The 12,567-nt window shown below is 41.2% G+C and carries 11 protein-coding genes; 6 read left to right on the top strand and 5 right to left on the bottom strand.

What is annotated here, in order from left to right:
* Nucleotides 1–138 precede the first annotated feature (138 nt).
* Both BTV98_RS05275 and BTV98_RS05270 read right to left on the bottom strand, forming a co-directional pair.
* Nucleotides 139–1,341, bottom strand: coding sequence for an MFS transporter (locus BTV98_RS05275; protein WP_058368958.1), 1,203 nt, complete (start codon nt 1,339–1,341; stop codon nt 139–141).
* Between the two features lie 568 nt (nt 1,342–1,909).
* Entirely contained in the window at nt 1,910–2,977 is a 1,068-nt protein-coding gene (locus BTV98_RS05270) for a hypothetical protein (protein WP_058368553.1), read from the bottom strand.
* 315 nt (nt 2,978–3,292) lie between these two features.
* Between BTV98_RS05270 and BTV98_RS05265 the strand changes: the two genes are divergently transcribed.
* The 3 genes from BTV98_RS05265 to BTV98_RS05255 all read left to right on the top strand — a co-directional run bounded on the left by BTV98_RS05265 (nt 3,293) and on the right by BTV98_RS05255 (nt 5,786).
* Nucleotides 3,293–4,036 carry a hypothetical protein gene (locus tag BTV98_RS05265; protein WP_075103082.1) on the top strand — a complete coding sequence of 248 codons (744 nt, stop codon included), beginning with the start codon at nt 3,293–3,295 and terminating at the stop codon, nt 4,034–4,036.
* Nucleotides 4,037–4,118: 82 nt separating this feature from the next.
* Nucleotides 4,119–4,865, top strand: a complete 747-nt coding sequence (locus BTV98_RS05260; protein ID WP_075103081.1) for a hypothetical protein — start codon at nt 4,119–4,121, stop codon at nt 4,863–4,865.
* A gap of 90 nt (nt 4,866–4,955) precedes the next feature.
* Nucleotides 4,956–5,786 carry a carbonic anhydrase gene (locus BTV98_RS05255; protein WP_075103080.1) on the top strand — a complete coding sequence of 277 codons (831 nt, stop codon included), beginning with the start codon at nt 4,956–4,958 and terminating at the stop codon, nt 5,784–5,786.
* A 147-nt stretch (nt 5,787–5,933) separates the two neighbouring features.
* On the opposite strand, the gene BTV98_RS05250 is transcribed toward BTV98_RS05255, so the two are convergent.
* Complete coding sequence (locus tag BTV98_RS05250; RefSeq protein ID WP_058368550.1) at nt 5,934–6,440, bottom strand: Rrf2 family transcriptional regulator; 507 nt, start codon at nt 6,438–6,440, stop codon at nt 5,934–5,936.
* Nucleotides 6,441–6,668: 228 nt separating this feature from the next.
* The gene (locus BTV98_RS05245; RefSeq protein WP_058368563.1) at nt 6,669–7,922 is read right to left on the bottom strand and encodes an NnrS family protein; all 1,254 of its coding nucleotides are present in this window, start codon (nt 7,920–7,922) and stop codon (nt 6,669–6,671) included.
* Between the two features lie 174 nt (nt 7,923–8,096).
* Between BTV98_RS05245 and BTV98_RS05240 the strand changes: the two genes are divergently transcribed.
* A complete protein-coding gene (locus tag BTV98_RS05240; protein ID WP_058368549.1) occupies nt 8,097–8,327 on the top strand; it encodes a hypothetical protein in 231 nt (76 codons plus the stop codon).
* Nucleotides 8,328–8,429: 102 nt separating this feature from the next.
* Here the strand turns inward: BTV98_RS05240 and BTV98_RS05235 are convergent, their stop codons facing one another.
* The gene (locus tag BTV98_RS05235; RefSeq protein WP_058368548.1) at nt 8,430–9,920 is read right to left on the bottom strand and encodes an aldehyde dehydrogenase family protein; all 1,491 of its coding nucleotides are present in this window, start codon (nt 9,918–9,920) and stop codon (nt 8,430–8,432) included.
* A 388-nt stretch (nt 9,921–10,308) separates the two neighbouring features.
* Here BTV98_RS05235 and BTV98_RS05230 point away from each other — a divergent pair, with 388 nt between their 5' ends.
* Nucleotides 10,309–10,941, top strand: a complete 633-nt coding sequence (locus tag BTV98_RS05230) for a TetR/AcrR family transcriptional regulator (RefSeq protein ID WP_075103079.1) — start codon at nt 10,309–10,311, stop codon at nt 10,939–10,941.
* A 400-nt stretch (nt 10,942–11,341) separates the two neighbouring features.
* A complete protein-coding gene (locus BTV98_RS05225; RefSeq protein ID WP_075103078.1) occupies nt 11,342–12,559 on the top strand; it encodes an iron-containing alcohol dehydrogenase in 1,218 nt (405 codons plus the stop codon).
* Nucleotides 12,560–12,567 lie beyond the last annotated feature (8 nt).

Here is a 12,567-nt window from a genome sequence, read left to right as displayed (position 1 = left end):
TCATTTATTGATAGTAAGAAAAAACCAGTGCTATGTAAAGCGTGCGCACGTAAGCATGACAATACTCAGCATTCGAGGATAATGGTTCCACTACTTATCACATTGTGTTAGCAGATAGTTGTTTTAAGAGTATAAGACTTATGCAGTACGAGGCTTGGTTTTAACCATGCCAAAGCTCGCTATCAATAATGCAAGAATCTGCAGGATTAATAACAGCCATACTGTCATTGTCCACTCTCCGCGCCCATAAGCAATACCGCACAGCCATGCTCCTATTGTACCGCCCGCGTAATAGCTCATGTAATACAGACCAGAGGCTAAGCTGCGTCCCTTCTTGACATTGACTGCGATGTAACTAATGGTCGCAGATTGGGTGATAAAGACACCAGATGACATAATAGCAAGACCAATAACCACTCCCCATAATGGTGTCACTAGAGTTAACAGCACTCCTATCATAGATACTATGACAGCTACTCGCACTGTCCGTGCTGAACCAAATCGACGCAACAGTGTGGTCGATAACGGGGTAATGACGACGCCTATCAGATAGACGGCAAAGATATTGGCAAGCTGTCCAGTACCTAGCTCATATGGAGTCTTGGCCAGATGCAGATTGATAAAGGTAAAGCAGCCTACGAGAGAAAACAACACACAAGCACCAAGTAAGCAAGCCGTCACTACGTAACGATTGGTCAGATGTTCACCCAGTGTTTGCATGGCTGAGCGAAAGTTTGGATTGGCCTCAAACTGACGCGACGATGGTAGCATTTTACCCACCCATACTGCACCTATAAGCGTCATTGCGGCCATCACATAATAGCCATGACGCCAACCCATAAACTCATGTAAATGCCCAAGCAAGAACCGTCCCAAAAAACCGCCAAGTACCGAACCTGAGACATAAAATGACATCAGTTCGGTAACTGCTCGTCCTTCAAACTCCTCACCAATATAAGCAATCGTCACTACCGTAATACCAGGTACGGACAAGCCTTGCATAAAACGCCACAAACCCATCCAGCCAATATCTGGGCTTTGTGCTATAAGCGCTGTCGGTATCGCCAAAAATAATAAAGCCCCAACAATAAATGATTTGCGCCCTACAGCATCAGATAACATGCCCAAAAATGGCGACATGATAGCAATCGCCATCACTGTCGCACCAACGACCATACCTGCTTGTACTTCGGTGGCATTGAAGTCTAGCATTAGTACAGGTAAGACCGCTTGAATAGAATACACTTGCAAAAAAGCAAACATCCCAATCAAACCGACGGTTAGCTTCAAAACCCAAGAAGGCGGACTGGGCTGCGAGATATTTTTATTTGCTGATTTCATAAGTCCATTGGACTTAGCATCATCTTGTTTTTTATGGATGGATAAAGCGTTGTTTGGTTTATGATTCACAGGATACTGACTATATTAAGCGCGATGATTATCATAAGGTACGATGACTATCGACACGGATGGTAGGAACAGACTATAAACATATAAATGTCCAAGTCTAAAATTATATTAACGAAAAGGACATCATGTTATCACACTGACAGTTAGGCTTAAGATGCAAAATGTTATGTAATTTTGGTACCCAAGTTACTGCCCTTCAACTTACTACGACATCACCTGTCGCATTAATATACATAGTGCTTGTTTTCCACTAATTGGTTGCTTACACTGTCATTTCTACATTTTTGTGAAAATTAATTTAGTTATCAGTATTATTATTCATGAGTTACTAACGACAATTCAATCCTCACTACATAAGTGACTTACGAGAGCCATTAAAAAATCACTGCATAGTTGACTTATCTTAAAACACAAAAAAAGCCGCTGACTGCGGCTTGTATGAATTAGTAGTTGTATGTCAGTACCTATCAATCAGTACTTATAAACCAGTACCATGATCTTAATATCCTGCGACATTTATAACTTTGACATTACTTTTCTTATCCAAAAGCAACTTCACAGGCTTGTTTGCGGTTGTTTTTATATTTACGACCTTACAGCCAGTCGACAATCGGATGGCAAATGTTAAATTTTGCTCGTCAATAATCATATTTTCAAACGTTGAGTTTTTGAGCAATACCTCACGACCTCCTGCAATTGCCATTGCTCTAAACTGATGGCGCGTACTCTTAAAGTGAATATTGCTAAATTCCTTTAACTTTGTGTCAGCTTTTAGGCGTACATAAGCAGAGCCTGTCGCTGCGCCCGCTTTAATAAATTGACAGTCTTCAAAATACACGCCCAAATCGTTTGAATTACCTATGTTGGTGTCTTGAAATATAACCTGATTATTGCCATAACCTGTACCCGCGTTTTCAAAGATCACGTTTGTAAACTTAATACCACGATATTTATCGTTGATATTGTTGGGTTCACAGTCAAATAAATACAGACCGCTTATCAGTTTACCTTGTTTTGATGTAAACCTATTATCAATACTAACTTTACCACGTGTAAACCGAAACCCTTGTCCTGCAACGATAGTTACTGGATTTCTTGCCGTTGATCCAATTAAGAAGTCCTGAGCTTCAAAATCAATCTGACCATCATACTTTAGGTAAAGACCATCATACCTTGCTCCGCTTGTCTTAAAATTTTTGAGACGAGCACCCCGCTCTTGAATGCGTATACAGTGCAGAGCTTTGGTGTTTTTGTGCGTGCCATTTCTGTTAGAGGTAAGCTCATCTCGCAAGGTCTGACCTCGTATGTCGAATCCATCTAAGACGAAGTTTACTCCGCCTGTCTTTACATCGACGACAGTAGAAGGTGTTTTTGCACGTAAAATGGTATTACCATCACTAAAGAGCTCAATATTCGGACTATCTATCACCAAACTACAAGGATAGTCGCCATTAGGGAATATAATCCGAGCGCCACCGATAGACTTAGCATAGTCTATCGCCGCTTGCGGAGAGCGATAATCTTTAACATATATCTGCTTAAGGTTTGAGTCTGATGATGTAGGCATTTGTCTGTCTATATTCGTTTAGGTAGATGCTTTATACCAATTGCTAGTACATACTGTCAAGTATTGCCTACCAAATGTTTCAATACATAATTTTTAAACTCTTTAAAACCGTTTGTTCATTGTTATAACTCTACTATGTTCTACTATAGTTGCTTAGCTGGTGCTAATTTAAACTATCTATACATTCCACTTCCCTTTTATAACAGACTTTGGCAAACCTTGAGTTCATAATCTCTGAAAAACTGTGACGGCAGTCATGGGATTCTTGTCTAAATAATGACTTGAGCATTTATTAATCAACAGGAAATAAAAACAATGGAAGATAAGATTTATGACTTAGGGGCAGGATTTTGGAGTATCAGAGGCTCATTTATCAAAAACGGCATACTAGACATAGGTGTTCAGTGCGCACTGGTAAAACTCTCATCTGGTCGTTTTATTTTCTTAGACAGTTACACTCTGACAGATGGCGTACGCGCTCAAGTAATGGCATTAACCAATGACGGCCAAGATGTCGAAGCGGTGCTGAACGTTCATCCCTTTCATACTGTTCATTGTGAGCAGATGGCAAAAGACTTTCCGCAAGCGATCTTTTACGGCAGCAGCCGCCATCCCAAGCAAGTCCCGAATGTAAAATGGAGTGATGATTTGGTCGAAAGTGACACTGTCGCTGAGCGTTATCCCGAGCTTGAATTTTCTTTACCTAAAGGTATTCACTATATCGCACCTGATGAAAGTGTTCATGCCAGCTCACTTCTAGTATTCCATTCAGCCAGTCTCAGCATCTATGTTGATGATACTTTTGAGATTCCACCTTCAAAGTTGATTAATACCATGCAAGCTGACTTAGGCTTACATCCAACAACTCTAAAAGCACTTAAAGATGAGCTTGATGCGGGTAAAGAGTATTGCGATTGGGCAACTCAGCTGGCGCATAAGTGGCGTGACGTACGCAATTTTTGTGGCGCGCATTCAGGTTTGGTCAAGTTTGAAGAAGGCAGATTTGAGGCAGCTCTACTCTCTGCTATCGATAGAGCGCGTCCTGAGCTTGAAGCATAGTATAATTTAACTCCTCAACTTTTTAATTTGACCTTTTAATTTAATATTTTTATAAATCATCCATTATTAAGGAATATTGTTCATGGCAGATAAAATTTACAATTTAGGCGCAGGTTTTTGGAACATACGTGGATCTTTTCGTCTAGGCGGTGTACTTGACATAGGTACCCAGTGCTCGCTCGTACGGTTAGAGTCAGGCAAGTTTGTCTTTTTGGACAGTTACGAGCTGACTGGTGATGTACGAGATCAAGTTATGGCATTGACCAATGACGGCCAAGATGTCGAAGCTGTGTTGAACCTTCATCCTTTTCATACCGTACATTGCGTCCAAATGGCAAAAGATTTTCCGCTAGCCGAATTTTATGGAAGTAGCCGTCATCATAAACAAGTACCCCAAATACCATGGGCAGATGACTTAGTAGAGAGCAATGCAGTAGCCGAACGCTATCCGGAGCTCAAATTTTCTTTATCTCAAGGCATCTACTATATCTCTCCTAATGAGAAAATTCATGCAGGCTCGTTATTGGCTTACCATCCTGCCAGCAGAAGTTTGCATGTAGATGATACTTTTATGAGCCCACCAGCAAAGGTGCTTGAGGCGGTATTACCTGAGCTCCTCTTACATCCTACAACCAAGCAAGCGCTTAAAGATGAGCCAGACGCTGGCAAACAATATTGCGACTGGGCGACCGAGCTTGCTCATCAATGGCGCGATGCCCATAATTTCTGTGCTGCCCACTCAAGCTTGATCACATTTGAAGTTGGTGGGTTTGAGAAGGCATTATTAAAAGCGATTGAAAAAGCACGCCCTAAGCTTGAGAAGTCTTAATTTTTTAAGCTTTAACAGACATACCTTATCGTTCATTCACTTTTGAATTAACGGTAACATGGATATTTTGACTATAAAAAGGACTATAATATGAATCGTCATTATTTAGCGACTGCTGTGCTGGCAGTAAGCGCTTTAGGTTTTTCTGCTTGTACTTCTAATCAGCAGGCTTTGACAGATCAGCCTACTGATGCCAATGTGACCGTAGTGACACCGCAAGGCAATGGTGGTGTCCATCATCCTAAGTGGTCATACGAAGGTAATACAGGTCCAGAGTATTGGGGTGATGTCGAAGGCGCTAGTGCTTGCAAGATTGGTAAACAGCAATCACCTATTAATATCAAAGAAGTGACTGCCAGTAGCTCAGCTGCGCCCGTCATTAACTATGTTCAATCGACCAACATTCGCATTCATGACAATGGACATACAGTCGTCTATACGCCAACGACCGAAGACAACGCTATTATGGTAGAGAACGAACGCTATGTGCTCAAGCAGTTTCATTACCATACCCCAAGCGAGCATCAATTCGGCAGTCAGAGCTATCCTGGCGAGATCCATTTTGTGCACGCTAATAGCGAAGGCAATCTTGCTGTAGTGGGTGTCATGCTGCAAATTGGTGAGGCCAATGACGCGCTACGGGTGTTACTAAATGGTACTGAGCTGACCACTCAAAACGACGATGAATACACGGCTAATGGCGTAGGCTTGTCTGCTTTAGCCCCTGTGATGCCTACCTTCTATCATTACGATGGTTCGCTCACGACGCCGCCATGTTCAGAAGAAGTACAATGGTTTGTCAGTAAAAAACCACTAACCCTCGCTAGTGATCAGTTTGCGATTATGTCTGATCTGTATGAAGGCAATAACCGCCCTATTCAGCCACAAGGCTCGCGTAAGGTAGAGCAGCTTAATCACTAATTAGTCATTAATTTTAATTACTAATTTAATTATTGATTGTTCAAAGAATGATAAATTTAAATGCTTAAGATTTGGGCTCAAAAGTTGTGATCTAGTGTCGCTGGTTTTGAACCCTTTTAACGTTTTTATATCTTTTCTATCTCGCTTCTATGAAAATAAAAACTGACTTAGCTCCTCTTTATTATCAATAACATCTGCCAAGGTGTATTTTTCAAGAACGGTAATAAATGCTGTTAGCGCTTCAAAAAATATGCCTTTAAGTTGACATGCTGGCGTAATCACACAACCTATAGCTTTATTGTCTTCTTCGCTAATAAAGGTAATCGGTAAGCCTTCTGAGCGAGGCTTTTGACTATTACTTCTCACTGTGGCAAAGCACTCCACCAAATCAAAGTCAGGCTCTATCTGTTTGATCAACACACCCAAATTTATGTCTTTTGGCTCATAAGCCAGACGAATACCGCCATTTTTGCCGCGCACACTCTCTATATAGCCAAGCTGGCCCAATTGATGAATAATCTTGGTCAAATGACTTTTAGAAATATGATAGCTGTCTGCAATATCACTAATATTTGCTAGCATCTCAGGTTCTGGTCTTACTGCTAGATAAATCAGCGAACGCAGTGCATAATCACTATAATTGGTCAGTCGCATAAATTTACGTCCCTATTTAATTTAAATTACTTAAAACTTTCTCTCAAAATCACATTTCAAGAATTTATCTAAATCAGTCTTAGCTATAGTCAGTTCAAAATAAAGTCGATAGCCTACTATCGCTGTGCTACTGTACCGGTTTTGAAATTGACTAAATATATCTAAACCTTGATTGTCCTAAAATTATTAATTAGACCTTCTTGGTGAACCTTTAACCTCCACATTTCTTTACCCAAATAAACCATCAGGTCTAGGACGTACGAGCATCGGTAGATAGCTGATACAGAATAGTACGAAGCAGGCAATCCATGCACCCTGAGCGATCATAACCCATAGCAGATAATGATTCATATCAGCGAGCGGTAATAATACTCGACTAACAAATACCAATACCATCAAGACATACATAATATTTACGGTCTTAGGCGGCTTATGAATACTGCGCCCTGTATGTCCAAGTGAGACCCGCGTCATCATCGCGACCGTCATCATCCCAACACCTGTAATAGCTAACCCATGCATAGCAATACTGTGGGCGTAACCTAACCATGGTTGCAGCGCGTACAACAAGAAACTTAGACACATGCCCATAAACGCAATATATAGCGACCATAATAAGGGCTTTTGCCAAATACCGTGATGATACCAACCAATTAGGCGCACGATATTGACTACTGCTACCCCAAGCGCTGTAATGCTAAGCAAGTACTTATTAGGATAAAACAAATCAACGATAAAAAAAGCTAAAAAAAATAACAGACTGGCGACATCTTGTACTTTGTTATTACGCAAATTCACCGTTTCTCTAATGCCCTCAGAATTTGTTATGCTAAGACCACGTTCAATAAAGAATGGTACAACGCGCCTGCCAATGGTCAATACCAAGCCGATAATTAAGTAAAAACCTAAGTAAATACCTATTTTAGTCGTACTCATATCAGCATTGATAATACCCCAATAACACAATCCGTTGCCTAAAGTTAATAAAGCCAGCTTTGCCAATATACCCATCTGCTTATATTGCTTGACTTGCAATACTGCTCGAAAAATAACAAAAGCCATCGAGCCGATAAACAATAAATCAAAAATTGCAGCAGCATGTAATAACGGTACACTACTACCCGCAACCGTCATTCCAAAACCAAAAGCAAACCAGCTAAGTCGTGCCAAAAGCCAGCAAGTAAAAATAGCCAGTAGCTTATAGCCATGTGGCATCATCACTCCTGTCCAAGTCTTTACCGCTGTCAACAAAAACCCCGCCACCACTGCCAAGGCATAACCATAAATCATCTCATGACCGTGCCAATATAGTGGGTTTAGCTCCTGTGCCTCTATGTCAGTATGACCGGTAAATACAAATGCCCATAACGCCATCGTTATGATAGCGAACAATGCCGCACCACTAAAAAATATGCGAAAGCTTAAATTCAGAATAGAGTGCGGAGAGCTTGGCGGCTTACTAGGCAAATTGATAGATTGCATAACTACTTTCTCAGTCATATAAAAAAATATTTATAAGATTCATACTATATGAATCTTATAAATTATACAATGAATAGCTATGAACATTAATGCTCCTTCATCATGGACATTACACTCCTAGCATTGACTGTCATAAGCTTGACTGCTTAAATGGTTCACTTCTAGGAGAATACTATGACTGAAGAAAATGCACCGGAAGAAAAGCGCAAAATCGTCAATAAGTTTTTGATGATCCTTACAAAAGAGCAGCCACAAATGTATTATGCGACGACCTCTGAGATCTCTCGTAGCATTCATACGATGATAAAAGAACATACCAATCGCTTATCAGTAGAAGAGCAAGCACTCGTCAGGAATATGACTGTCGAAGAGATTGGCGCTCTGCTAGGTTTTCATTCTCATTAGCACTGCCATATATAAGATGACTGATGTTTAGATGCAAGACTCGCACAAAAAGACCGCTATTGGAGCGGTCTTTTTCATCTGTCTCAATGAGACCTAATGCTATTAAAATGGATACTGACGTGGTTCGTTCTGTACTGATATCCAATGCGTTCTGGTAAACTCTTCGAGTATCCATTCACCATTGAAGCGGCCAATACCTGAGTTTTTCTCACCGCCAAACGGTACATTACTCTCATCGTTGACTGAGATATCATTAATATGAGTCATGCCAGCTCTGATACCGCGGGCAAAACGCAGACCTTTTTGCATGTCCGATGTAAATACAGCACTAGACAAACCATACATAGAAGCGTTGGCGATCGACAATGCATCGTCTTCATCTTTAGCACGGATGATACCGACCACTGGTCCAAATACTTCATTACACGATAAATCCATCTCGCGAGTCACTTCGGTAAAAATGTGCGGCGGCACTACTTGACCTTTAATCTCACCACTCAAAATCATGTTGGCACCTTCTTTTTGTGCTTTAGCGATTTTTTCTTTCAGTGATTTGACTTGTTTTTCATTGATAATTGGACCGACTGCTGTGTCCTGTTTACTTGGATCACCAACATTTAAAGTCTTGACGTGCACTAAGAAACGCTCTACAAATTCATCATAAATCTCGTCTTCAACGATAATACGATTGATAGCGATACAGATTTGACCTTGATGCAAAAACTTACCAAAGGCTGCCGCTTTTACCGCTTGCTCGATATCAGCATCTTTTAATACCACAAATGGACTGTTACCGCCCAGCTCAAGCGCGACCTGTTTGAGGTAATCGCCACCGTTGGCCAGCTCGCCAATATGCTTGCCGACTGAGGTCGAACCAGTAAATGAGACAAAACTTGCAATATCATGCGTGACGATAGCATCACCAATCTCACTACCAGCACCAACGACGACGTTGAGTAATCCTTTTGGCAGACCCGCTTCTTCAAATATTTTGGCGAGCAATAAGCCCCCCGTAATAGGTGTGTCACTGGCAGGTTTAAGTACGACCGCATTACCAAGTGCGAGCGCTGGTGCAATAGAGCGCTGGGTAAGGTGTAACGGAAAGTTCCATGGGCTAATAACCGCTACGACCCCGATTGGCTCACGGTAGACAAAGTTCTCTTTGCCTGGCGTATTCGATGGACGAATCTCACCATGCATGCGGTTAGGAAAAGTAGCAGCTTCAAGCGTGATCGCACGCGCACTACCGAACTCGACCATTGCTTTAATGCGCGTACTGCCCGACTCTTTGATGAGCCAATCGACTATTTCATCTTGACGCTGATCTAAAATATTGACGACGTTATACATTAAACTGGCACGCTCAGCTGGTGTCTTTTGCGCCCATTCTTTTTGTGCCGCATTTGCCGCTTGATAGGCTTCATCAAGCTGCTTACTGGTAGCCTGTTTAATCTCGACCAGCGTGTCGCCATTATATGGATTGATATCAGTATTGATGCTGTCATCTTGTCCGCTCTGCCACTCACCTGCAATATACTGCAAATGAAAGTCGCTATAAGCGTTGTTATTGCTATCAGTATTATTGGTTGTCATAACTACTATCCTTAATTAGTTGTGATAATTATTAGTGTGATGTTAATTCAAATTATTCTTTATAAAATATTTTGCGAAAATCATAAAAAAGCGCTAGCAAGATTCTAGACTATATACCTTATATAGATGATAAAGCTATTGAGTCAGAAGCTAAGCTTGCTAGACGACTGGTCTAATGGTAACATAGAAGTTAAACGAAACAAGACTGCTTCAGCTTTAAACATTGTTGATAAAACGTAACTTTTATAAAATTATACTCATGTAATATAGCACTACATGGCACTACGCAATGTTTTTAAGCGCTATGACCTGATATCTTATTTCAAAATTCTTATACTAATATAATTATAAAACTAAAGAATAGTGTTCTAAGGAGAACATAACTTTTATGTCTATTACTAAAACTGCTACACCATCAAATATTGAACCATCAAATATTGCTCCATTAGATACTAGGGCTCACCTCCTAGCGATAGGCTACCAACTGATTGCGCAGAAGGGCTTTACTGCTGTCGGTATCAAGCAGATACTAGACACGGCAGGCGTCCCTAAAGGGTCTTTTTACCATTACTTCGCTTCAAAAGAAGCGTTTGGTGAAGCTATTATCAATCATTACTTTACCAAGTATAAGAAACGTCTTGAGACTATTGGCGCACAAGACATCAGCGCGCAGCAAAAGCTTTATGATTACTTTCAAAGCTGGTATGACACCCAGCAAAATGGCTGTGATCATGAAAAATGCTTGGTCGTTAAGCTTAGTGCGGAGGTTGCCGATATGTCAGAGCCCATGCGTAAAGTACTTTACGCCGGTTACCAGCAAACCATCAGTTGGCTTGCCGAACAAATCAAAGCGGGCTGGGCAGATAACTCTGTACCACAACTCGATAATATCGCTGCCGAAAGCGTAGCAAAGCGTTGGTACTTTGCATGGCTTGGTGCAAGCTTGATTGCTAAAATTAGTCAAACCAATACACCACTTGCAGAAGTATGGCAAATGACGACTACTGAGATGGGCCGCTAATAGCGGCTCTTTGCTCTATACCTAGCTCTTTTCTATACTTAACCTCGATTTTGCAAAAATATTTTTAAAATCTACTATCTTTTGATAGGTTTCTTTACTTGTCTCCGGTCACCTAACTCTAGTTCTAACTAAGCCACTCTCAAAATAATCTAAGTAGCGCTTAACAGCATATGTGCTATTAGACTTTCACCCTAAGTTCTGCGCGAAGATTTTCGCCTTCTCATTTTTATAATCAGTTTCACATAAATTATAAATACGAGAGTTTTGTAAACACTACTAGACGACCGGTCTAATTCGTGTAGAATGCCCACATACGCAAAAACGATTTGGATAATTTTCTTATTCGCTTTTGCAAACTATACGCACAATCCATACATACCCAATGAATTTTAGGAATCTTATGAACAATTTTCAATATTACAACCCAGTACGTATTGTCTTTGGTGAAGGCCAAATTGAGAAACTATCAGACCTAGTGCCTAACGATGCAAAAGTACTGATTACTTATGGTGGCGGTTCCGCTGAACGCACTGGTACTTTAGGCGAAGTTAGGACAGCGCTAGCAGCGAGTGGTAGTCGCGAAGTCTTTGAGTTTGGCGGTATCGAACCAAATCCAGAGTTTAATACTTTGCTCAAAGCTGCTGATATGGTCAATGAACACAATATCGACTTTCTATTGGCAGTTGGCGGTGGGTCAGTCATTGATGGTAGTAAATTTGTCGCACTCGTATCTTCACTTAACGAAGATGACAGCACCGTCTCACGTGAAAAAGCATGGGATGCACTACTTAGCGGCTGTGCAAACATAGACACTGCTGTCGATTTAGGTGCCGTGCTAACTATTCCAGCGACGGGTTCTGAGATGAACAATGGCGGCGTGGTCAACCATAGTGAGCGCCAAGCAAAACTTCCTTTCCGTAGTCCACTAGTCTTCCCTAAGTTCTCAATTCTTGATCCGACTAAGACCCTCACATTACCTGAACGTCAGGTAATGAACGGTGTTGCGGATGCCTTTGTCCATGTAATGGAACAATATCTGACTTATTCATTCAATGCAAAAGTACAAGATGCCTTTGCTGAGAGCTTACTTAAGATTTTGATTGAAGAAGGCGCAGCGGTTAAAGATGATCCAGAGAATCTAGAAACACGTAAGAATATTATGTGGACAGCTACCATGGCGCTTAACGGCCTAATTGGCACTGGTGTACCACAAGATTGGACGACACACATGGTTGGCCATGAATTAACGTCATTACATAGCATTGACCATGCCCGCACCCTTACTATTTTATTACCATCAGTACTGCGCGAGCTCAAAGAAAGCAAAAAAGACAAGTTACTTCAATATGCACGTAACGTTTGGGCCATCGATAGCAATACTGATACAAAACAAGACGAAGACAGCATCATTGAGACTGCTATTGTTAAGACTGAGAACTTCTTCCGTAGCCTTGGCCTACCAGTTAGCTTAGCAGATGCCCAATTAGATGAGTCAGCGATTGACCCTATCATCAAGCAGCTTGAAGCGCATAACATGGTAAAACTGGGCGAACATGGTAACAATGACTTAGAAGTATCACGTCGTATCTTAGAGCGTTCGTTAAGCAGCGCCGCCTAAAATCTTAA

Source organism: Psychrobacter sp. Cmf 22.2, from assembly GCF_001921745.1.
Lineage (GTDB): Bacteria > Pseudomonadota > Gammaproteobacteria > Pseudomonadales > Moraxellaceae > Psychrobacter.
This window is presented reverse-complemented; position numbering and strand designations above follow the sequence as displayed.

Coding starts and splice junctions, on each gene's coding strand:
- BTV98_RS05275 (WP_058368958.1), bottom strand. CDS start 1,341: ATGAAATCAGCAAATAAAAATATCTCGCAGCCCAGTCCGCCTTCTTGG.
- BTV98_RS05270 (WP_058368553.1), bottom strand. CDS start 2,977: ATGCCTACATCATCAGACTCAAACCTTAAGCAGATATATGTTAAAGAT.
- BTV98_RS05265 (WP_075103082.1), top strand. CDS start 3,293: ATGGAAGATAAGATTTATGACTTAGGGGCAGGATTTTGGAGTATCAGA.
- BTV98_RS05260 (WP_075103081.1), top strand. CDS start 4,119: ATGGCAGATAAAATTTACAATTTAGGCGCAGGTTTTTGGAACATACGT.
- BTV98_RS05255 (WP_075103080.1), top strand. CDS start 4,956: ATGAATCGTCATTATTTAGCGACTGCTGTGCTGGCAGTAAGCGCTTTA.
- BTV98_RS05250 (WP_058368550.1), bottom strand. CDS start 6,440: ATGCGACTGACCAATTATAGTGATTATGCACTGCGTTCGCTGATTTAT.
- BTV98_RS05245 (WP_058368563.1), bottom strand. CDS start 7,922: ATGCAATCTATCAATTTGCCTAGTAAGCCGCCAAGCTCTCCGCACTCT.
- BTV98_RS05240 (WP_058368549.1), top strand. CDS start 8,097: ATGACTGAAGAAAATGCACCGGAAGAAAAGCGCAAAATCGTCAATAAG.
- BTV98_RS05235 (WP_058368548.1), bottom strand. CDS start 9,920: ATGACAACCAATAATACTGATAGCAATAACAACGCTTATAGCGACTTT.
- BTV98_RS05230 (WP_075103079.1), top strand. CDS start 10,309: ATGTCTATTACTAAAACTGCTACACCATCAAATATTGAACCATCAAAT.
- BTV98_RS05225 (WP_075103078.1), top strand. CDS start 11,342: ATGAACAATTTTCAATATTACAACCCAGTACGTATTGTCTTTGGTGAA.